Origin of the sequence: Candidatus Hepatoplasma crinochetorum Av, from assembly GCF_000582535.1 — a bacterium.
Taxonomy (GTDB): domain Bacteria; phylum Bacillota_I; class Bacilli_A; order Mycoplasmatales; family Hepatoplasmataceae; genus Hepatoplasma; species Hepatoplasma crinochetorum.
In genome coordinates this window covers 614028-638636 of sequence record NZ_CP006932.1, presented here as the reverse complement: position 1 = coordinate 638636, position 24609 = coordinate 614028, and the positions used below count along the sequence as shown (strand labels likewise).

16 protein-coding genes are annotated in these 24609 nt (G+C 20.6%); 12 read left to right on the top strand and 4 right to left on the bottom strand.

The annotated features are described in order from the left end of the window. Nucleotide 1: 1 nt before the first annotated feature. On the top strand, nt 2–775 hold the full coding sequence (locus X271_RS02970; protein ID WP_025208975.1) for a TatD family hydrolase: 774 nt from the start codon (nt 2–4) through the stop codon (nt 773–775). 8 nt (nt 776–783) lie between these two features. Here the strand turns inward: X271_RS02970 and X271_RS02965 are convergent, their stop codons facing one another. After that, on the bottom strand, nt 784–2175 hold the full coding sequence (locus X271_RS02965) for an RCC1 domain-containing protein (protein WP_025208974.1): 1392 nt from the start codon (nt 2173–2175) through the stop codon (nt 784–786). A 99-nt stretch (nt 2176–2274) separates the two neighbouring features. Here X271_RS02965 and X271_RS02960 point away from each other — a divergent pair, with 99 nt between their 5' ends. Then, nucleotides 2275–4023 (top strand): AAA family ATPase, encoded by a 1749-nt coding sequence (locus tag X271_RS02960; protein WP_025208973.1) that lies wholly within the window; start codon nt 2275–2277, stop codon nt 4021–4023. 7 nt (nt 4024–4030) lie between these two features. Here the strand turns inward: X271_RS02960 and X271_RS03225 are convergent, their stop codons facing one another. Then, nucleotides 4031–4750 (bottom strand): YbjQ family protein, encoded by a 720-nt coding sequence (locus X271_RS03225; RefSeq protein WP_025208972.1) that lies wholly within the window; start codon nt 4748–4750, stop codon nt 4031–4033. Between the two features lie 145 nt (nt 4751–4895). Between X271_RS03225 and X271_RS02950 the strand changes: the two genes are divergently transcribed. Together X271_RS02950 and X271_RS02945 are read left to right on the top strand one after the other, a co-directional pair. Next, nucleotides 4896–8957: an AAA domain-containing protein gene (locus tag X271_RS02950; RefSeq protein WP_025208971.1), complete on the top strand. Its 4062-nt coding sequence runs from the start codon at nt 4896–4898 to the stop codon at nt 8955–8957. Nucleotides 8958–8968: 11 nt separating this feature from the next. Next, nucleotides 8969–9880 carry a pentapeptide repeat-containing protein gene (locus X271_RS02945; RefSeq protein ID WP_025208970.1) on the top strand — a complete coding sequence of 304 codons (912 nt, stop codon included), beginning with the start codon at nt 8969–8971 and terminating at the stop codon, nt 9878–9880. Here the strand turns inward: X271_RS02945 and metG are convergent. After that, nucleotides 9877–11361, bottom strand: a complete 1485-nt coding sequence (gene metG, locus X271_RS02940) for a methionine--tRNA ligase (protein ID WP_025208969.1) — start codon at nt 11359–11361, stop codon at nt 9877–9879. The genes X271_RS02945 and metG overlap by 4 nt on opposite strands. Nucleotides 11362–11504: 143 nt before the next feature. On the opposite strand from metG, the gene X271_RS02935 reads away from it, so the two are divergent. From X271_RS02935 to mnmG, 5 genes are read left to right on the top strand one after another with little or no spacing between them, the layout of a single operon-like run. Continuing rightward, the gene (locus tag X271_RS02935; protein ID WP_025208968.1) at nt 11505–14138 is read left to right on the top strand and encodes an RCC1 domain-containing protein; all 2634 of its coding nucleotides are present in this window, start codon (nt 11505–11507) and stop codon (nt 14136–14138) included. A gap of 44 nt (nt 14139–14182) precedes the next feature. Then, a complete protein-coding gene (pyrG, locus tag X271_RS02930) occupies nt 14183–15808 on the top strand; it encodes a CTP synthase (protein WP_025208967.1) in 1626 nt (541 codons plus the stop codon). Next, nucleotides 15774–16550 carry a hypothetical protein gene (locus X271_RS02925; protein ID WP_025208966.1) on the top strand — a complete coding sequence of 259 codons (777 nt, stop codon included), beginning with the start codon at nt 15774–15776 and terminating at the stop codon, nt 16548–16550. The genes pyrG and X271_RS02925 overlap by 35 nt, the downstream gene beginning before the upstream one ends. Before the next feature lie 12 nt (nt 16551–16562). After that, nucleotides 16563–17633: a ribonuclease H family protein gene (locus X271_RS02920; RefSeq protein WP_025208965.1), complete on the top strand. Its 1071-nt coding sequence runs from the start codon at nt 16563–16565 to the stop codon at nt 17631–17633. Nucleotides 17634–17664: 31 nt separating this feature from the next. Then, a complete protein-coding gene (gene mnmG, locus X271_RS02915; RefSeq protein ID WP_038462293.1) occupies nt 17665–19542 on the top strand; it encodes a tRNA uridine-5-carboxymethylaminomethyl(34) synthesis enzyme MnmG in 1878 nt (625 codons plus the stop codon). Here mnmG and X271_RS02910 read toward each other — a convergent pair. Further along, entirely contained in the window at nt 19525–20127 is a 603-nt protein-coding gene (locus X271_RS02910; RefSeq protein WP_025208964.1) for a hypothetical protein, read from the bottom strand. The two genes, mnmG and X271_RS02910, sit on opposite strands and share 18 nt — an antisense overlap. A gap of 191 nt (nt 20128–20318) precedes the next feature. Between X271_RS02910 and X271_RS02905 the strand changes: the two genes are divergently transcribed. The 3 genes from X271_RS02905 to X271_RS02895 are packed head-to-tail and all read left to right on the top strand — an operon-like array spanning nt 20319 to nt 24596. Then, nucleotides 20319–22349 (top strand): ATP-binding cassette domain-containing protein, encoded by a 2031-nt coding sequence (locus X271_RS02905; RefSeq protein ID WP_025208963.1) that lies wholly within the window; start codon nt 20319–20321, stop codon nt 22347–22349. Nucleotides 22350–22366: 17 nt separating this feature from the next. Next, entirely contained in the window at nt 22367–23698 is a 1332-nt protein-coding gene (locus tag X271_RS02900) for an ABC transporter permease (RefSeq protein ID WP_025208962.1), read from the top strand. Next, a complete protein-coding gene (locus X271_RS02895) occupies nt 23691–24596 on the top strand; it encodes an ABC transporter permease (RefSeq protein WP_025208961.1) in 906 nt (301 codons plus the stop codon). The genes X271_RS02900 and X271_RS02895 overlap by 8 nt, the downstream gene beginning before the upstream one ends. The last annotated feature ends 13 nt before the right edge of the window (nt 24597–24609 follow it).

Genomic DNA, 24609 nt, shown 5'->3' with positions numbered 1-24609 from the left:
AATGAAAGCAATAGATACACATGCTCATCTTTTACAGAGATATTATAAAGAAGAATTAGATAAGATTATTGAAAAATCACTATCAGAACTTGAATATGTATTTAATATTGGAACAGATTTTTCTTCACTTCAAGAAATTTTAAATTTAAATAAAAAATATCCAAAGCTTATTCCTGTTCTTGGTTTACATCCTTTTGATGTAAATGAACTAGATGAATTAAAAGGAGAAATTTTAGAAAAAATTATTTTTGATAATAAGAAAACAATAAAAGCAATTGGCGAAATAGGATTAGATTATTCAAGAATTAAAAAAGAAGAAGAAAAAGAAATACAAAAAAAATGATTTATTTTTCAATTAGAAATTGCAAATAAATTTAAATTACCTGTAGTTATTCATGGTCGTGATGCTTATGAAGATATTTATAAAATAATATCTAAATTTCCAAATTTAAATTATATAATTCATTCTTATACTGGAAATGAAAAAATGTTTAATAACTTTCTAAAATTTAAAAATTTAATTTTTAGTTTTAATGGAATTATTACATTTAAAAATGCCCAAGAAATTAAAAATTATGCAAAAATTATTCCTCTTGATAAAATAATTTTTGAAACAGATTGCCCTTATCTTACTCCTGTTCCTTTTAGAGGGAAAACTAATTATCCTTTTTACTTAAAGTACTTAATGTTAGAATTCTCAAAAATTAGAGATTTAAAAATGGAAGAATTAATTACTATTTCAAATAGTAATGCAAAAAAGTTTTATCGAATTTAAAAAATAATTTATATTAATTTTTGTGGTGTTAATACTTTACTAATTGATCCATCTTGTCCAGCTTCTGAAAAAGTATTTTGTCCTCACATTCAAATTGAATCTGCTATTTGATCATTATTTTGATCTACAGAAATCATTGTTGTATTAAAACCTAATGATAATTCAACAATATTTCCTGATCAATTAATTTGATCAACAGGAGTAATTATAATCGGAGTATCTTCTAATTCACTAACTCCCTCTTTATTATTTCCAATTTGTCCTTCGTTATTATATCCTCAAACATAAAGTGTATCAGCATAACCATCATAATTACTATCAATTGTTATACTTACATGTGATCCACCTAATGATAAGTCAATTAAATTTCCTTTAAAATCATATTCTGTTTTTGTAGGAGTAGGAAAATTATCATAATCATATCCACTAATTCCATTTCCTGTTTGTCCATAGAAATTATTACCTCAAATATATAATGTATCTGCATATCCATTATAATCAGTATCAATAGTAACTCCTGTGCTATTTTCCCCTAAATCAAAATCAATTATATTTCCATTTCAATTACTATCAACTGGATTTATAATTTCAGGAGAATAAATAATATCAAAAGTGTTATTTCCTATTTGACCATCTCCATTATCTCCTCACATATATAATGTATCAGCATAACCATCATAATCACTATCTACTGTTAATCCAGAATGATATCCATCAAGATTTAAATCAATTAAATTACCATTTCAATCATCAATTTCAGGAAATACTAATGTTGGATATATTTTCATTAAATTATCAGAAGAACCATTTCCTATTTGTCCTACATTATCTTTTCCTCACATATATAATGTATCAGCATATCCATCATAATCAGTATCAATAGTAACTCCACTGTTTAATGCAGATAAAGATAAATCAATTATATTTCCCCCTCAATCATCTTGTCCTTGTGGTGTTATTTTTTCAGGAATTTTAGATATGTTTTGATCTCCTCATGTTCCATTCCCAATTTCTCCATCAAAATTATATCCTCACATATATAATGTATCTGCATAACCATCATAATCACTATCAACTGTTAATCCAGAATGAATTACACCAAGTTCTAAATTAATTAAATTTCCATTTCAATCAAAATCAATTTTTTCTGGAGATTCAACAATCCCTCCAGATCTTCCATTTCCTATTTGGCCTACGTAATTATTTCCTCACATATAAAGGGTATCTGCATAACCATTATTATCTGTATCAATTATAGTACCGGAGTGATGTCCTCCTGCTGAAATATCAATAATTTGTTGATTTTCAAAAGCATTTTCTTCATTTTTATTAATTAAATTTTTATTTATTGGCATAACACCTAACAATGGAATTAGAATTCCTACATAATATTTTTTCATTTATAACCCCTCAATTTATTAAATTATATATAATTTAAAAGACAATATAAATTTAATTAAATTAAATAGAATTTAGAAGAAATGGAGAATTTATATTTTATGAATATTGAAGAAAATAGAATGATTTTTCAAATAGAAGGAATTAAAAGTATTTTTAACAAACAAATTGTTAATTTATATAGTAATAATGTTAATTTATTATTGGGAATTAATTCTTCCGGTAAAACATCCTTTTTAGAAGGAATTAATTTTATCAATGAAAATAATGAAAATAATAAAACCAAATTTTTAAGAAAAATTGAAGGAAGCGAAAGAATAAATTATAAATTAGAAAGTGAAGAAGATATAGTTTCAAAAGTAATTTTAAACTATAAATTTTCAGAAGAAGAATTAAATGATCTCGAGAGAAATTTAAATAATTTATTTTCAAATGAAATAAAGAATAAATATATGAATTTTTTTCGTAATAATGGAAGAACAATAGGTTCTGATTCAAATGGAAATAATTATTTATATTCACTTGATGAAAATTCAATTTATAAAAAAATTGTAGTTGATTATCTAAAAAATCCCAATAATGATAATTTTTATAAAAATTTTTATAATGACATAAAAGATTATGAAAATAGCTTAAAAAATTCAACTTTATTAAATAAAATCTATAGCAAAATTCAAAGTGTTATTTCTTTTGCTAAATATGGAAAATTTGAAAAGGTAACAGATTTTAGTTATATTAACATTAATAATAATAGAATTCATATAACATCAGAAATAATTTTTAATAGTTTTTTAAAAATATCACAAACATTAACAAAAAAACCGCAAATTATTTATATTAAAAGTGCATTAAAAAATGGAAATTTAGAATATATTTATAATTTAAGTTATTTGTTTGAAAAAATAAATAGTGATAGCTCATTTTCAGAAAAAGCAAAAATAAATAAAATATTTAATTTTCTTTATCCAAATAAAGAAGAATTAAAAATTTATTATCAGATGCCTTCTGGAAATTTTAAAAATGAAAAAAGAAAAGAAATTGAATCAAGAATAACATCTAAAATAAATAAAATTTTAGAGAAATTTCAATTTATTGATTTTAATTTAAAAGTAAATGTTTTAAATAATAAAATAATTTTAAATTTTGATTCTAAGAAAAATTGATTAATAGGAAATAAAACTGGAATTGATAGTAGTGATGGAACTAAATCTTTTTTAGATTTTATTTTTATTATTAATTCAATAATTTATCAAGATCCAAAAAATGTGAAAATTATAATGGTTGATGAACCAGAAAATAATCTTTCAATACCATTACAAATAGAATTAAAAAAATATCTTAAAAATTTAATTTCTGAAAATGAAGATATTTTTAAAAATATCTATTTTGTATTTGCAACTCATTCTCCTTTTTTATATGATAAAAATTTTAAAGTAAATATTTTTGAAAGAGATAATATTGGAAATACAAGAATTCATTTTTTAAATCGTACAGAAAAAGATATTAAAGCAAACATAACTAAAAAAGAAACTTTAAAATTATTACAAATTGTATTTGGAATTGAAGAATATTTAAAAGAAGAGTTTGAAGAAAATATTTTTAAAGAGTCTAAAAAAATTCTTTATTATAACAATAATAAAGAATATATTCCAAGTCAAATTTACGAAACTTATTTTGAATTTAGACCAATAAGTTCATTAGCTCAACTTTATAAAAAAATCGGAGAAAAAGGTTTAAATAATTTTGAACAATTTGAACAAGAAGATTATGTGGATGATAGTAAAATAAAAGAACTAGTTGATAAAATGGAAAGAAATAATAAAAAATTTGCTGTTATTTTTATTCAGTAATTTTTTATTATTCATATACAAGAGTTCCATAAACTAAAATTTCACTTGCTCCCATTGATATTTGTGATGTAGATAATCTAATGTTATAGATAGCTTTGCCTTCAAAACTACCATACTTTAATATTGCATCTTTTATCATTTTTTCAATTGCCTCTTCTCGTGCTTCATTTAATAAAATATTATATGTGTTTATTTTTCCTCCGCTTATATTCTCGATATTTGCATGTATATCTTTAAATAAACTTTTAGATCTAATACTTGAACCATATACAAAACCTATTAAATTTTTATTATTGGGATAATTAACATTAAATAATTTTTCTCTTTTGATATATTCGAAATCTTTTTCTGTTATTTTTTTTAATAATTTTTGATTATTAATTTTTATTTTTATTTGCTCTGGTATTTCAATTTTTTCAAGTTCTTTTTGATAATATTTTTTATATTTATTATTTTCACCTAAATATAAAAAGAAAAAAATATTAAAACCTAATAAAGCATATATTAAAGAATTATTAAAATTTCTTTTTCTAGAGCTAGCAAGAGCAGCTGCATTTTGAAATAATGTAATAAGAATTACATATCCAAGATAATAGAAAAAAGCAGATGAAAAATTTGCATATTTAATAATTTTGCTAGGTGTATAATTTTCTTCAATTTTTGTTTTTAATCTTAAATAATATTCATAATTTTCTTTTTTAATAAATTCTAATTGTTCTTTTTTCATTTTTGAAATTATATAATTTATTTTTATTATAATTCGTAAATTATAAGATATATTTCAAAAAATATATAATAATTTTAACTTAAGATTATTAAATAGTTATTTATTTTTAAATATTTTCTGTAGATTTAGAGGAGAAAAAAATTTAATGAAAAATGTAGAAAAGGTTAATATAAAACGATTTCCTATTACAAAAAAATTTGAGTTTGAATTACAAAATTTTCAAAAAAAATTAACAAATTTAAGCAAAAGAAACCGTAATATATGAACTTCGAAGAGCACAAATTATAATTTTTCCATTTATAATATTGAGCAAGAGCAATTAGAAAAAATTAATTATTTTCTAAATAATGATATTAAAGATTTAAAATTAAATTTAAAATTAACAAATTTAGAAAATGCTACTTTTTCAATAAAAAATTTTAACTTTTACTATTTAAAAAATAATAAAAAAATTTATCTTAAAAAACAAAATAAAAATTCTAATTTCAAAAAAAGTATTGATGAAAAAAATTTTTTACAATTTAATAATCTTGAAAAAGAAAATCAAAAAATAAAAAATGAAATAGGATATGCAACATTTTATTTTGTACCCTATTATTTTCTTAAAAATTTTAATAATGGAAATAAAATTATTCCTGTAAGATCACCAATTTTTTTAATTCCAATTTTTTTAAAATTTGATCATTCTAATCATAAAGTTATAATGAATTTTGATAATACAAGAGATATATTAACTAATAATTTTATTATAGAAAATTTTTTAAAAATAGATGATTATTATTATAATCTTGAGAAAAGTTTCTTAGAAAATATTAAATTATTATTTAAAAATTTTAAAAAAGATAAAAAATTAATTGATAAATATTTTTTAAATTATCATGATGAAGTAATTGAGTTTAAAAATTATGAAAAAATTATTAAATTTAATTTTAATTTTTCAATAGAAAAAACTTATACAATAGGTTTTTTTGATAAATATGATAATGCAATTAAAAGAGATCTAAATTTAATATTAGAAAGTGGATATTCTACTGAACAATTAAAAAAATATAGTACAACAACAAATATTAAAAAAGATGATAATAAAAATTTAGATTTTTTTGATAATAATCAATATTCCCAAAAAAATAATTATAATCGAGATGAAAAAAAAATATTTTATGTTGATAACTTAAATGATCAACAATTTTTAGCACTTAAAAAAATTAATGATAAAGATATTGATAATTTAGTTATCTGAGGACCTCCCGGAACAGGAAAATCACAAACTATTCTTTCAATTATTTATGATGCAATTTTAAAAAATAAAAGAGTGGCAATTGTTTCGGAAAAAAGAGCTGCTTTGGATGTTATTTATAAAAGATTAAAAAAATTAAACAGATTTGCTTTTTATCTTACTGATATAAACAATAAATCAGAATTTTATGAACAAATAAATCATTCTTATGAAACTAGCAAAGAAATTTTAGAACAAGAAGAAGTAAATTTTATTGATAACAAATCATTATTAGATGAAATAAATAAATTAGATATTTTATCACAAAAAATTATTAATATCCTTGAAGAAATGGATTTAATTGATTTTCATAAAAATATCCCTTCAATTGAAAATAAAAAAATCTTAGAAATAATGGAAGAACATTATGGAAAATTTAAGAATTTTGATAATTTTTTAAAATTGAAAATTGATAATGAAAAAATAAATTCCTTTATTTTAAAAGAAGGATCAAAAAAAAATAATTTTAGTATTTTTTTAGATGAAATAAAATTTTTATTAAAAAATCATTCTGCTTTAAAAATTAATAAAATTATTGAATTAAGAGAGAAAATAACAAGAAAATATGGTTCTTCTTTTGTAATCAAAAATAATGCAGAAGTATCTGATTACTTTAATAGTTTAATTGATATTAAAAAAGAAGAATTAATTTTAGAAGAAAAAAATTTAAAACTTATTTGGAATGATTTGTGAAAAAATATAAATGATTCTAGATATGACGAAATATTAAAATATTTTGAAAATGATAAACTTAATTCTTTTGTCGCATCTCATTCATTAGATCTTTTTGAAAAATTGTTTACCTATTCTCATGATTTAATTTATTTTTCGAAAATTCATCCTATTTTGAAAAAATATTTTTTTTCACTGTTAAAAAATGATTTTAAGGAAAAATTATTTTCTAAATATTTACTAGAAAATGATAATTTTAAATTAGAATATAAAAATTTAAAAAGTGATTTTGATTTAGCAAAGAAGGAATTTTTGATTAATAAAATTAAATATGATCGAAAATATGGAAATCAAAAAAAAGAATTACAAGTAGAACAAAGTATTGCTAAAATGATTATTATTCTTAAAAAGTCTTTTAATGAAATAAAAGATTATGATCTTTTAAAAAATAAAATTATTTTAAAATATAATAATTTATTTAATAAAAATCTAGAAGAACAAAAAAATTTAATAACAAAATATAAAAATCTGGAAGCTAACTTAAATTTAAGTTTTAAAGAATTTCAAATAATAAAAAATTTTACTGATGGTCAATTCTATTTTTTAAAAGAATTTTTAGATTTTACTAAGAAAAATAAAATAAAATATGACAAATTATTAGAAATTATTGAATTTAAAATCTTTCGTGAAAGAATAAATAAATTTGACTTTTTATTTAAAATTGAAGAACAAGTTTTTAAATGAAAAGATAATTACAAGGATTTTTTAAATTTAAGAAAAGATAAAATTGATAAATTTAGCAAAATTGCAAAATATTATCTTGCAATGAATTTTTGAATTAATTTTAGAAAAACAAGTGATCAATTTAAAAGAATAATTTTTAATGTTAAGAAAAAATGAGGAGTAAAAGTATTTTTACAAAACGAAGCACAAGATTTCAAAAATTTATATAAAATTTGATTATTAAATCCTGAAACAATTTCAAGTATTTTTACATTAGAAGATCAATTTGATTTAGTAATTTTTGATGAAGCTTCACAAATGTTTATTGAGAGAAGTTTACCTTCAATAGAAAGATCTAAAAAAGTTGTAATTTTGGGAGACGAAAAACAATTATCACCAACAAATTTTTTTATTTCTAGAAATACAACAGAAGAACTTGAAAAATATGAAGATGATAATTTAATAGATAATAAATTATCTTTATTAACTTATGCAAAAGCAAAATTTCCTCATATAATGTTGGAACATCATTATCGTTCTGATTATAAGGAATTAATTGAATATTCTAATAAAATTTTTTATAATAGTAATCTTACTTTTATTACTAAAAATAATAAAAATATAGATTATCAACCAATTGAATATTATCAAATAAATGATCCATTATATAAAAATAGTTTGAATAAAAAAGAATCAGATAAGATTATTGAAATTCTTATTTCAATTAAAAATGCAGAAAAATTTAAAGATAAATCAATTGGAATAATTACAATGAATTCAAGACAAGAAAAATATATTTTAGAACAAATTGCAAGTATTGGTTTTTCTGATCTTGAATTTGCAAATTGAATAAATAGTAGAGATGTTAATTTATTTGTAAAGAACATTGAAAATGTGCAAGGAGATGAAAGAGATATTATTATTTTTTCTACTTTATATGGAAAAAATGAAGAAGGAAAAGTTCTTTTTAATTTTGGACCAATTAATCAAGAAGGAGGAATAAATAGAATTAATGTAGCAATTACAAGATCAAGATTAAAAATGTATGTAGTAACTTCATTAAAACAAATAGATTTTGAAAATTTTTTTATTCGTAATAATTTACATAAACACAATCTTGAAAGTGGAATATATATACTTTATAGATTTTTAAAATACTGTATGGAATTAAATAATAATTTATCATTAAATGAAAGATTTAAATTAAAAGAATTTAAATCAAATTTTGAAAAAGATTTTTATTTTGAATTAAAAAAAATAACAAATAAATATAATTTAAATGTAGCAAATCAAGATGATAATTATGGATATAATATTGATTTTTTAATTTACGACCAAGATAATAATGTAAGTCTTTTGATCGAAACAGATGAAATAATCAAAAATTCTTATAAATCTGTCCGAAAAAGAGATATTTCAAAACAAGATTTTTTAAATGAAAGAGGATATAAATTCTATCGTGTTTGAATAAACAATTGATTTAATAATCAAAAACAAGAATTAAAAAATATTGAAAATTTAATCAAAAATAATTAATAAGGAAAAATATGGATAATAATAATATTAATAAAACAGAATTAAAGAAAAAAAATTTAACAGGAGTAAATTTTTCTGAAAAGAATTTACAAGGTTCAGTTTTTTTAAAATCTAATTTGAACAAAATTAATTTAAGTAGAGCAAATTTAGATTTTTCAATTTTTAAAAAAACAAATTTAAAAGAAGCAAATTTGGAAGATTCAAATATAAAAGAAGCAAATTTTTTAAAATCAAATCTTAATGATTCTAATTTTATTAATACAAATTTGATAAAAACAAATTTTGTAAAAGTTAATTTTACTGATGCAAAATTTAATAAATCAAGTCTTACTGATGTAAACTTAAAAAAAGTAAGATTAACAAAAGTTAATTTTACTGATGCAAAATTTAATAATGTAGAAATAAATAATAAAAAATTTTTATTTAGTTTTTTAAATGAAAATTTTGTAAAAGTTAATTTTACAAAAGCAAATTTTAAAGAAGTAAAAATAAATTATTTAGGATTACTTAATTCTAATTTTAATAAATCTATTTTAGATAAAGTTTCCTTAGATCATTGCAATCTTAAAAAATCTTTATTTAATGAAGCAAGACTAAATGATGTAAATTTATCATCTTCTAATTTAGTTTATTCAAGTTTTATTAAATCCAACCTTAAAGATATTAATTTTAATAAATCAAACTTAAAATTTGTTGATTTTAGTGAAGCTAATCTTAAAAATATTAATTTATCTTATACAAATCTTGCTTATGTGAATTTTAAAAATGCAAGACTAGAAAATGTTGATCTTAGTTATGCAAATCTTGCAAAAGCAAATTTAGAAGGAGCAGAATTTAAATCAGTAAAATTAAAATCTGCAAATTTAAATAAAATTGATTTCAGCAAAGTTAAATTAATTGATACAAATTTAGAGTTTAATTAATCTTTAATTCTTTTAAATAAGAAATCCAGTTTATTTATTTTTTTACTAAAATCTTTATCATTTAACCACATATTAACTTTTTTAAATGAATTTGGTAAAAAAGGAGAAAATAGATAACTTAATTTATAAATGTTATTAATCAAGAAATTTAAAATAGTATTTAAATATTCTTGATTTTTTTCTTTTCAAGGTTCTTTTTCTTCTATATATTTATTTAATATATCTGTATATTTAATAAGCTGATCAATAGCATCATTTATTGAAAAATTATCCATATATTTATAATAATTATTTTCTAATTTTAATATTTCTCGTTCGAGATTTTTTTCACTTTTAGTTTCAATTATTTTCTTAGGAATATATCCATTATTGTATTTTCTAATCATATTATCAGTTCTAGCAACTAAATTTGAATATTTATTTACTAAAATCCCATTTATTGTTTTAATTAATAATTTTTCAGAAAATTTACCATCATCTCCCAATTTTATATTATTTAATAAATAAAATCTTATTTCATCAGATTGATATTTTTTTAATAATTTAATAGGATCAATTGAATTATTTTTTGATTTAGACATTTTATCTCCTTGATCTGTAATTAATCATCCATGTGCTATTATTTTTGGTAATCTATAGTTTTTCATTTTTAAGATTATAGGTCAATAAATTGCATGGAATCTTGTAATTTCTTTTCCGATCAATTGAATAATTTCTCATTCAGATTGCTTAGATCATATATCCTCAATTTCATATTTACTTTCTTTTGTTTTAAAAACAGAAAGATAATTTAATAAAGCATCAAATCATACATAAATTACATGTTTGTGATCATTTGGAACTTTAATTCCTCAATCAATTGAAGTTCTTGTAATTGATAAATCTAAAAATGAATCATTTAAAAAATTATTTATTAATTCTTTTGTAAAATAATTAGGAGATAATAAATTGGTATTTTTTAATTTATCAATTATTCATTTTTTAAAAATTGAAACTTTTAAAAAATAACTTTCTTCTTCTAGATAAATTAATTTTCTTTTACATTCTGGACAGACATTTCCTTCTAAAACTTGATTTTTAGTAAAAAATGTTTCATCATATTTGCAATATAAACCTTTATAATTGTCTTTATATATATAATTTTTACTTAATAAATTAACAAAAGTATTTTGTATATATTTTTGATGATAATTATCTGTTGTTCTTATAAAAAAATCATATTCAATATTTAATTTTTTTCAGAGAATTTTAAAATTCTCAATAATTTTATCTACATACTCTTTTGGTTTTTTGTTTTCTTCTAAAGCTTTTTCAGCAATCTTTTGTCCATGTTCATCAGAACCTGTAAGAAAAAAAACTTCATAACCTTGCATTTTTTTATATCTTTTGTATGTATCTGCTAAAATTGTTGTATAAGCGTGACCAATATGTAAATTATTGTTTGGATAATAAATTGGTGTAGTAATAAATATTTTTTTCATATTAATTTGTTCTTAAATATTATCTATTTTTTTAAATTTTAATATAATAATCTTGTAAGGGATTTATTAAATTTTATAATATATTAAAATAAATTTAAAAAATTTAAATTTTTTAAATTTTTATTTTCTTTAAGAGATTTATTATGAGAAAATTTGTAGCTTTTTTGATGCTTCCTTTTTTGTTTCTAAATTTAAGCATTTTTAAAATAAACTTTAACAATAAAAATATTAATTCTGATTTTTATGATCAAAATAACATTATAAGTGGTGATGCAGGATATTATCATTCTGGAATTATTATTGATACCGATAATGATAATTATGCAGATACTCTTTATATGTGAGGAGATAATCAATATGGTCAAATTGGAAATGGTTCTGAAAATGTAAATATCGCAAAACCTATTTTGATAACTCCAAAAAATCAAGAAGATTGAAATGGAAATATTGTTGATTTATCGCTTGACGGATATAATTCGTCTGTTTTAGTTGATACCGATAATGATAATTATGGAGATACATTATATGTGTGAGGAGATAATAATTCAAATCAAATAAATGATAGTGAAAATAATATTTTATTTCCTGTAATTTCTTATTCTTCTAAAAATAATAAAAAAGGAGAGATTATTGATTTAGATTTATCATATACTAATACAGCAATTTCTGTTGATACTAATAATGATGGGTATGCTGATACATTATATATATGAGGAGATAATAGCAAAGGCCAAATTGGAAATGGAACAATAGGAGGAACTATATCTATTCCAACAAAAGTAACTCCAAAAGAAAAAAATAATTGAGGAGGAAATATTGTTGATATTGCCTTAGGGGAATATTTTTCTTCTGTTTTAATAGATACTGATCAAGATAATTATGGTGATACCATTTATACTTGAGGAGATAATAGTAATGGCCAACTTGGAAATGGAACAACAAATAATTCTTTATTTCCACAAAAAATAACACCACAAGGACAAGATAATTGAAACGGAAATATAATTGATTTAGAAGCAAGTGCAAATAATATTTCAATTATTATAGATGATATAGATTCTGATAATTATGGTGATAATATTTATATATGAGGAGATAATAGTAATGGCCAACTGGGAAATGGAACAACAAATAATTCTTTATTTCCACAAAAAATAACACCACAAGGACAAGATAATTGAAACGGAAATATAATTGATTTATCAATTAGTTTATATAATTCGGGTGTGCTAATTGATCAAAATAATGATCAATATGCAGATAGTCTTTATATTTGAGGATCAAATAAATATGGTCAACTTGGGAATTATAATTTAAATGAAAATGGAATTTATTTTCCTCAATTAATTTTTAATACTAATAATTTTAAATTAAAAGATTTTTATTTTGGTTCTAAAAATAGTTATTTATTAGCTGATTTAAATAATGATGGAGAAAGTGATATTTTATATGGTTGTGGTGATAATTCTAATTATCAATTAACAAATTATTATGATAATTCCAATTTAAAGGAATTTAGTTCAATATTTTCAATATTTCCTTCTTCTGATTCTGATTACTTAATTTCCAATTATCAAATTTTAGATCCAAATCAAGAAGATGTAACAATTTTATTAGATTTTAGTCAAAATGGTGAAGAATTTAATTTATTAGATTACACTTCTTCTGAACGAAAAATTAAAGTAAATTATACTGATTTAGATCAAAATATTTATAATTCGCAAGAATTTGTAATTGATGATTCCTATGAAATTACACTAACAGATTTAAATTCAGAAACAAATTATCAAATTGATTCAATTCAATATTTTTATGAAAATGGTGAATATAAATATACCATTGATCAAGATCCTATGTATTTTCAAACAGAAAAAACAACACCAATAATTAAAGAAAATTCTATTTTTATTATAGAAAATTCAATTACCACAACATCATTTGAATTTAATATTGAAATTGATAATTTGAAACCAAATGAAAATGAAACAAATTTCACGCAATATGATGTAAATAATGGAATTTGATTAATTGATCAAAACGAGAATATATATAATTCCTCTTTTGTTACTTTAAATGTTATCTCAAATGGTGTAATTAATGGAACACAGAATTATCAACTAGAATTTTTACAAAATAATTTAGATACTAACACTCAATATGTATTTTCTAAAATTTCACTTAATGATCCTAATGATCCTAATTCTGAAATAATTACTTTATCTAATTCTCTTGAAATTAAGACATTATCTGTAAATAAACAATTTGTTAAAAATAGTTTTGTAATAAATGAAACATCAATTACAACTAATTTATTAATATATGAAATTACTATTGATAATTTAATTTACTCCGACGAACAAAATAGAGAACCAATTTTTTTAAATTTTAATTTAAATGAAAATCTATATTTAAAAGATTCAGAAGGTAATATTTATAGTTCTACTTATGTTTTAAAAAGTTCTGTTCATATTTCTAGTGGAACTGAAAGAGGAACGGAAAAATATAAATTTTTTTTTGAAATAGAGAATTTAGAAAGTAATAAAAATTATAATTTTGAAAATCTAAGTTTTACTAAAAATTTTGATCAATCTTTAGATATTTCAGAAAATGGAAATGTTAATACAAAAAAACAAGATCGAAATTTTTGAATATTATTTTTTATTGTTGGTTTTTTAATAGCTTTTATTTTAATTACAACAATTTTATTTTGAATAAATTTAAAATTAAAAGAAAAAATTATTGAAAATGAAAATAAAATAAATGATTTCCAAAATTAAGAATTACTAATTATAAAATAAATTTATTTTATAATTATTTTATTATGAAAAATAGCAGAAAAATAAATGGCAAAATAATTTTTATTACAGGAGGAGTTTTATCATCATTAGGAAAGGGAATTTTCGCTGCTTCCTTAGCTTTTATGTTTAAAGAAAGAGGACTAAAAGTTAATATGATGAAATTTGATCCTTATTTAAATGTTGATCCAGGAACAATTTCTCCTATTGAACACGGTGAAGTATTTGTTACTAAGGACGGAGGAGAAACAGATCTTGATATAGGTCATTATGAAAGATTTATAAATCAAAATCTTTCAAAAAATTCTTCAATTAGTTCTGGAAAAATATATAGGAATTTAATTGAAAAAGAAAGAAGAGGAAAATATTTAGGTAAAACTGTGCAAATTATTCCTCATGTTATTAATGAAATAATTGATTTAATTTTAAATAATTTGAAAAATAATGATCTTTTAATTGTGGAAATAGGTGGAACTGTAGGAGATATTGAATCTATTCCCTATTTTGAAGCAATTAGACAATTACAATTTGAAAGAGAAAATGTAATAAATATTCATATTGGTTTTGTTCCTTTTCTTTCAATTAATAAAGAATATAAAAGCAAACCTTTTCAACATAGTATTAAAGAATTACATAGTCTTGGTGTATTTCCTAATTTTTTAATTGTAAGAACAGAAAATAAAATAAATAATCAAGAAGTATTCAATAAAATTTCTATTAATTGTGGTGTAAATAAAGAATATATTTTGGAATTAGAAAATTTACCAAATGTATATCAAATTCCTAAAAAATTAATGGAAGAAAAAATTGATCAAAAAATTGCTAAAATTTTAAATTTAAAATTAATAAATAAAAATATTGAAAAATATGATTTATTTAATAATTTAATCTCTTATCAAAATAAAGATAAATTAAGAATTGCAATTGTTGGTAAATACCATAATTTAAAAGATTCTTATCTTTCGATAATTGAGAGTTTAAAAATTATTTCTATTTATAAAAAAATAGATTTAAAAATAGATTTGTTAGATTCTAAATCTTTGGATCTCAAAAAATTAAATAATTATAGTGGAATAATTATTTCTGGAGGATTTGGAACAGATGGAACAGATGGAAAAATAAAAACAATTAAGTATGCAAGGGAAAATAATATTCCTTTATTAGGAATTTGTTTTGGAATGCAATTATTAATTTTAGAATTTGCAAATAATGTTTTAAATTTAAATTTATATCATCAAGAATTAAATCCTGAAAAGAAACAAAAATTTATTATTCATTTATTGGAAGATCAAGATTTAAAAAATTTTGGGGGAACAATGCGTTTGGGCGAGTATGAATGTAAAATTTTTCCCAATACAATAGCAAGCAAAATTTATAAAAAAGATTTAATAAATCAAAGACATAGACATCGTTATGAATTTAATAATCAATATAAAAATATTTTAGAAAAAAATGGTTTGGTATTTTCTGGAATAAATCCACAAACTAATTTAGTTGAAATAGTGGAATATCCAAAAAATGATTTTTTTATTGCTGTTCAATTTCATCCCGAATTTAATACAAAAATTTTTAAATTAGATCCTTTATTTGAAAGTTTTATTGAAGCAAGTAATAATTATGGAAAGAAATGAAAAAATAATCAAGAAAGATAAAACTTGAATTAAAGACAAAATTGGATTATCAAATAATGTTTATTTTAAAGATAAAATTATTTGCAAATTTTTTGTTAATAATGAATTTACAAAAATTTATCAAAATCAAGAAATTTTAATTTTAAAAGAATTAAAAGTTTTTAATTCTTTGGAAATAGGTAAAAATTACTTCTGTGCAGAAAAAATAGATCATAAACCTTTTTTTATAGATAATGTTAATGATAAGATTTTAATAAATTGTGCAAAAGAAATTAAAAGTCTTCATGATATAAAAATTAATAAAAATACTAAAATTAAAGCACCAAATTTTTTAGATACTTGAAATTTTTTGAATAAGCAGGAGAAAATTTTGCAATATAAAGATGAAAATCTAATTTTAAAAGAAGGATTAAAAATAATTAATAAGGATCTTTGTTATGCAAATAATGATATTGTTGATGGTAATATTTTAATTTTAAAAGATGATCAAATTAAAATTATTGATTATGAATATGGTGGATTAAATAGTAAATATTTTGATCTTGCTAGTTTTGTTGTAAAAAGAAAATTAACAAAAAAACAAGAAGAAATATTTTTAAATACTTATATTAAATTAACAAGTAATTTTGATTTTAAAAAATTTAAGATAGCAAGAATTTTTACTGCTTATTTTTGAGCAAAATGAGCAAGATATAAATATCAAGAAACAAATCAAAAAATCTATGCTGAAATTGCAGATTGATTAATACTTAGGGGAGAATAAAAGTATTTGTAAATGGAAAAATATGAATTGGATAATTTAATAGTTGAAATATTAAAATTATTAATCGATAAGGAAAACAACGGAGTAACAACTTTAATATATTCAGATAAATTAAAGTTTAATAATTTTATTAAAGAATTTAAAAATAAAGCAATTGATTCAAATAATGATAAAAGTTTTGACAAATTATCAAATATCAAAAAGCTAGAAAGAATTTTTGAAGAATTAGATTTTGAAAGTACAATTGATCTTTTAAAAAAAATTAAAAAACATATTTTTTCAACAAAGAGATTAAACAATAAAAATCTTGAAAATAGTGCAAAAAAAATAATCAATTTAATAGAATCATTTTTAAATGAAAATAAGAAAAAATTTACAATAATAGAAGATATAAATAAATTAATTTATCAAATTTTAGAAGAAAATGATTTTAAAATAAAATGTAAAAAATTAGGTCTTTTTTATTCCTTTTTAGATGGAAGAGAAAATAGAGAAAAATTGAAATCTTTTTTTGGTAAAAAAATTGTTAATGATGTTTTTATTAAATTAAATAATAATGGGGAAATTAGACATAAAGGTAATAAATTAATTTCAGAAGAAGAATTTATAGATTTATTTGAAAAAATTACAACATTTTCTTATTTTATAGAATTAGATAATTTATTAAAAAATAAAAAGAAAGATTTAAATAATAATAAAATTAAACAAAAAATTTTTTATATCGATGGTGCTATTTCTTCTAATAAAAATAATGTCGGATTAATTGCTATAGTTGATAATAAAGGAAAATTATTATATAGAAGTGAAAATCCTGATTGTGAATGATCAAATGAAATAGAAGCATTTGCTTTTTTAGAATTTATTAAATATTTATTAAAAAACAAAATATTAAAAGCATTTTTTTATGATGATAATAAAACCATTATTTCCTGAATAAAAACAAGAAAAATAAATAGTAAAACAAAAGCAAAAGATTATATGAAAAAAGCCTTTTCTTTAATTGATGAAAATAACATAAAAATAGAAGTTGAATATATAAAAGGAATTGATAATCTAGCTGATAAATATACTAGAGAAATTTAATTATAAATTTATATAATGATAAAATTATCTTATGAAAAAATATGATGTAATAATTATTGGAGCAGGACATGCTGGAGTAGAAGCTGCAAATGTTTTAAATAAACAAAAAATTAAAACAGCTCTTATTACTTTTAAGAAATCAGATATTTCTTATCTTTTTTGTAATGTTTCAATTGGGGGTTCAGCAAAAGGTATTGTTGTAAAAGAACTTTATGCTTTAGGGGGTTTGATGCCTATTGTTGCTGATCAAACACAATTACAAACAAAAATTTTAAATAAATCAAAGGGACCGGCAGTACAAGCTTTAAGAGCACAAGTAGATAAATTAAATTATCCAAAATTAATGCAAGAAAAAATTCTTGAAATGAAATATTTAGATTTAATTGAAGATGAAGTTATTGATTTATCTTTTGATGCAAAGAATAAATTAAATGGAGTAAATACAAAGAAAAATAAATATATTAAAGCTAACTATATTCTTATATGTACAGGAACTTTTTTAGATTCAAAAATAATGCAAGGAACTGATATTTATCGATCAGGACCAAATAATTTAAAAACAACAAGTGGTGTTTCTTTACAATTTAAAAAATTTAATTTGCAACTTTTAAGACTTAAAACAGGAACTCCTCCTCGTGTATTTAAAGATAGTATTAATTTTGATAAATTAAAAATAGAACCAGGATCAAATGATCCTATATATTTTTCCGAAAAAAGATTAATTACTAAAGATTATCAAAATATTCCTGCTTGAATTTTATATACAAATCAAAAAACTCATAAGATTATTAGAGATAATCTTGATAAATCTTATTTATATTCTGAGGAAATTACAGGAATTGGACCAAGATATTGTCCTTCAATTGAAGATAAAATTAAAAGATTTTATCAAAAAGATCATCATCAAGTTTTTTTAGAATTAGAATCAGAAAATTTAGATACAATTTATCTTTCTGGTTTATCTTCTTCACTTCCAAAAGATATACAAGATAAATTTTTAAAAACTTTACCAGGTCTTGAAAAAGTAAAAATTGCAAAGCATGCTTATGCAATTGAATATGATTCTTTAAATCCTATTCAACTAAAACAAACATTAGAATTAAAAAAAATTCCTAATTTATATACTGCTGGTCAAATAAATGGAACAAGTGGATATGAAGAAGCTGCTGCTCAAGGTTTAGTTGCTGCTGCAAATATTGCAAATAAAATTAATAAAAAATCACCTTTTGTATTAGATCGTAATGAAGGATATATTGGGGTTATGATAGATGATTTAACTTCAAAAGGAATTAATGATCCTTATAGATTATTATCTTCTCGTGCTGAGTATCGTTTGTTATTAAGAAGTGATAATGCAATAAGAAGACTTTATAAGAAAGCTTATAAAAATTCTTTAATTGATAATAATACTTATGATTTATGAAAAAAAAGAATCGCAAAAATTGATAATCTAATTTTAAAGATAACTAATTTAAAAGTAACAAAAAAAGAACAAGAAATAGATGAGTTACTAAAAAATAAAAAAATTTCAATTAAGGAAAATACTTTTCCAATTATTAATCTTTTAAAAAGACCAGAAATATCAATTTTTGATATTGATAAAATTTTAACTTTAAAACTTAAAGATTTTTTTGATTTAACAATTGAAGAAAAAAAACATTTAGAAGTGGAAATAAAATTTGAAGGGTATATTAAAAAACAAGAAATTGAAGTTAGAAAATATTTAAAATATCAAAATTTAAAAATACAAGATGATTTTAACTATCAAGATATTTTAAATTTATCAAAAGAAGCAAAAGAAAAATTAACAGAATTTAAACCTTCTACAATTCATCAAGCAAAAAATATTTCTGGAATATCTCCTTCTGATATTATTATTCTTATGAATTTTTTAAATAAGAAAAATTAAATTATTTATACTTTTTTTAAATTTTTCTGAATCTATTATTTTTTCTATTTTTACTTCTTTAATTCAATTTAATAAATCATTTTTCAATAATTTAAGTTCTTGTAAATAATAATTTAATTCTTCTGAATGAATTTTAATATAAAAATCATATTCATTTATATTATTAAAAACTTCTGTAGAAATAAGATCGTATTTTCATAATTTTGAATTTTTTCGATAAGGATATGATTCATCAAGATAATTTAAACTTGTAATTTTATTACCTATCTTTTCTAATATTTCTTTTACTTTTATTTCAATAAGATCAAAATATTTGTTTACATTTAAAATTGATTCTTTGATTCATTGATTTATTTTTTTATTTAAAAAATTATTTTTATTTCAATTTTTTAAACTTTTTATTTCTTCTTCTGTTTTTTTATTCATATTTAAAAATATTTCTTTTTTTAATAAACCATCAAAAAATAATCTATCATCTATTAATTTTAAACTCTCATTAATCTTATTATTAAAATTAATAATTTTTCCTATAAATTCTTTTAAATATTGATTTTCATTTTCATTTATTGATATTTGCTCTTTCATTTAATATTTAATTCCCTTTAATTAAATTTTAATTAAATTTAAATAAAAAATTAATTTTAATTTGATTATTAATTTGAATTTTTTAATTTTAAAATTAATAATTATTTTTTAAAATAATTGAAGATTTTCAAAAATTTATATTACAATAAAAATAACTTAAAATAGAATAAGTTAAAAAATTTAAAAATTTTATGCAAAATAAAGAAAAAAATAATCTTATTTATAAATTTGAATTTATAAATATCACTAAAAAATTTTTAAATGGAAAAATTGTTGCAAACAACAATATTAACCTTGGAATAGAACCATCAAAAGTCACAGCACTTGTCGGTGAAAATGGTTCGGGTAAATCGACGCTTACTTCTATATTATTTGGTTTATATAAACAAGATACTGGTGAAATTAAAATTGATGGCAAAGTTTGTGATATGTATCAATCAGGTGCGGCTAAAAAGCATCGAATCGGAATGGTTCATCAACATTTCCATCTTGTTGAAAAATTTACTGTACTTGAAAATATTATTTTAGGACAAGAAGAATTATCTATTTCTTTAGATGAAAAGGAAATTCATGAAGAAAGAATTTCGCAATTAGAAGAAAAATATAATTCTTTTTTTTATAAAAATAAAAGCAAAAAAGAACAATTTGAAGAATATTATAATTTAAAAATAATTTTACGTAATAAGCGTTTTTTAAGATATCGAAATAAATTAAATATTAGTAAAATAGAACAAAAAATTAAAAATATTGAAAATAGTAATAAATTAAAATACAAGATTAGTAAAACAAAAAAAGAACAAAAAATTAATAAAATAAAACAAAATTTAAAACAAGAAGAAAAATCAAGAGAAAGTTTAAATTTGGAAATTTTAAATCTTGAAAAAGAAGTTTTAAAATTAAAAACAAAATCAGTTTTACAAATAGAAGAATTAAGAAAAGAATTAGATTTTTTAAAAATTGACTTGAAAACAAGAAATTCTTCAAAATATGGAATTTTAAATTATAAAAAATATTATCAAAGATTTGAAGCAATTACACAAAGATACGGAATTAATTTAAATCCTGATCAATTAGTATCAAAATTAAGTGTTGGTGATCGTCAAAAAGTAGAAATTTTAAAAACTCTTTGAGTAGAAAAAGAAGTAATTATTTTTGATGAAGCAACAGCAACATTATCAATTGATGAAATAAATTCTCTTTTAAGTTTGATCAAAAAATTAAAAGAAGCTAATAAAACAATTTTATTTATATCTCATAAATTACAAGAAGTTAAAACAATTGCTGATAATATTGCTATTCTTAAAAAAGGTAATTTAATTGCTTTAGAAAAAAATACAAAAAAAATTACAATTGAAGAAATTGCAAAAATGATGGTAGGAACAAAAGTAATTTTAGAATTTAAGAAAAATTCTCCGATCGAAAAAAAATTATTAGAAGTTAAAAATTTAACTTATATTACAAAAAAAGGATTTAAGGCCGTAGATAATATTTCTTTTGATATCAAAGAAGGTGAAATTTTCGGTCTTGCAGGAATTGAAGGAAATGGACAAGAAGAAATTTTTAATTGTATTGCAGGAATAAAAAAACCAACAAAAGATTCAATAATATCTTTTCAAAATCAAAATATCAAAGATTTTAAAATTAAAACAAGAAATCAATTTATTAGTCATATCCCAATTGATCGTTTTAAACATGGAATTATTGCTGATCGTAGTCTAGCTTTCAATTCTATTATTACTAATTTTAATGATCAAAAATTTGCTAAATTTTATTTTGAAGGAAAAAAGAATCAAGATAATTATAAAAATCCAAAAGGGAAAAATTTAATTATTAATAATAAAGCTATTTATGATTGAACTGATAAATTAATTAAAAAAATGAATGTTGATGGAGCAAATAATTTAAATATCGAAATTAGAAATTTATCAGGAGGTAATCAGCAAAAATTTGTAATTGCAAGAGAAATATTAAAAGAACATAAATTGCTTCTTGCTGGACATCCAACAAGAGGATTAGATATAAAATCAATTAAACATATTTATACAGAAATTATTAATAATTCCCCCAAAAAAGCAACACTTCTTTATTCTTTAGAAATAAGTGAACTTATTTCTGTTTGTGATCGAATCGCAATTTTATATAAAGGAAAAATTGTAAATATAATAGATCCAAGAAATTATGATTTAAATAAAATATCAAAAATGTTTGTTGGTGAGGTTTAGTTATAAAGGTAATTTAGATGACAACAAAAAAACAAGTAAATAAAAAAGAAAAAAGAAAATTTCATATAAATCAAAAATTAATTATTTCATTAATTATCATTTTCATCGGACTTTATATTGGAATGGTTATTATTGCAATATTTGGTTATAATCCTCTTACTTTATTTACAGCAACATGAGAAGGAAATTTTTCAAGTCTGAAAGAATTTGGAAATTTCCTTTCTGTTTTTACTTGAATGACTTTTATAGGTTTAGGAGCTTTGGTTTCTTTTCGTGCTAAGATTTTTAATATTGGAATTTTTGCACAAATGGTTGCAGGGGGATTATTTGGTTATCTTTTTGCTGCCCTTGTTCTTTGGCCTGGAAGAATAGGTGTAATGTTTTCGATATTAATTCCTGTTGCTACTGGGATATTTATTGCTTTATTAATTGCCTTTTTAAAGAATCGATACAATATTAATATAGTTGTCTCTTCAATAATGTTAAATTGAATTGTCTTTTGAATTTATCGTTATTTTCGAAATCCTATTAATGCTCCTTATTTATTTAATGGAGGATCGGTTCCAATGAATATTGATCCTTCCAATTCTTTAAGATTTGATTGACTTACAAATTTATTTCCTGGTTCTACAATAAATATTGGGATTATTTTATTAGTTATTATTGTTCCATTAATTTGGTTTTTATATTCAAAAACTTCTTTTGGAATAAAGCAAGGAATTATTGCAAGTTCAGAAGATATTAGTTTATATTCAGGAATAAATTATAAAAGTGAAATATATAAAGCAATGGCTCTTTCAGGAGCACTTTCAGGACTTGCAGGGGCAACTTTTTATCTTGGTACAAATCAAAGTCTTCCTGTGGTTGGAAATGATCTTCCTTTAGAACCATTTAATGGAATTACAATTGCTTTAATTGGTTTTAATAATCCAATTGGAGCAGTATTTGGTTCTTTATTTATTTCGCTTTTTGAAAATGCAAAAGTTTATCTTAATGTTTATAGTGATGAAAATATTGTTGACTTTATTATGGGAATAATTGTTCTATTTATTTCTGGAGCAAATTACTTTTTAATTTATTCTCCTCAAACAAAAATTGTTAATTGAATTAATAAAAAACAAGAGGTAAAATTAGAACAAAAAACTAATACCAAGGATATGAAAAAAGATAAAACAATTGAAACTGAAAATCAATATAAAGATCAAAAAAAACAAAAAGAATACAAAATAATTGCTTTAGAAAAAGGCAAAAAGGCAAATACTGTTTATAAACAACAATATTTAAAAATGAAAAATAGAAAGAAAAATAAACATGAAGAAAAAGTAGATAAAGGAGGCAATAGTGAATAGTTCAGGAGCTTTATTTTTTACAGAATTATTAGCATTTTTTTCAATTTATTCATTAGGATCACTTGCTGGTTTATTATCAGAAAAATCAGGAATTGTAAATATTGCATTAGATGGAAAAATGATTATGGGTGGACTTATTTTTACCTTATTTTTTCAAATAAATGGTTTTGAAGAAAGCTTAGATTGATTTAGCTCTTATTTAGCTTTAATTTTTGCTGGTTTATTTTCTATGCTTTATGCTACTTTACTTTGTTTTTTTACAATAAATTTACTTTCTGATCATGTAATTACAGGAACAGCATTGAATATGATTGCTCCAGCATTTTCACTTTTAGTGATGTTTGCAATTCCAAATGGAGGAACAACAATTAGTGATGTTGGTCATTCCAGTTCTTGATCAGGAAATATGGATTCATTTGTTATCATAATGACTATTGTTACAGTTCTTATTTTATTGTTTTTTACTTTCTTCTTTCATAAAACAAATTATGGTTTAAGATTAAAAGCCTCAGGAGAAAATCCTTATGCTCTTGAAACAGCAGGGATTTCAGTAAAAAAAACAAGATGATTTTCCGTTATGACAGCAGGATTTTTATCAGGAATGGCAGGAGCAATTTTTGTTGCTAATCTCGATTCATTTTCTGGTACTGTAAATGGTTCAGGATATTTATCACTTGCAATCTTAATTCTTGGACAATGAACAATTATTGGAATTACTTCTTTTTCATTATTATTCTCAGTTTTAGTAGCTGTTGTATCTGAAATAGATATAGGAATATCTTCAGAATTAGCTCATACAATTCCATTTATTTTGCCGCTAATTGTTCTTGTGATATTTAAAGCAAAAAGCAATGGACCATCAAGTGCAGGAAAGCCATTTAAAAAGGATATGCGTTAAAATAGAGATACAA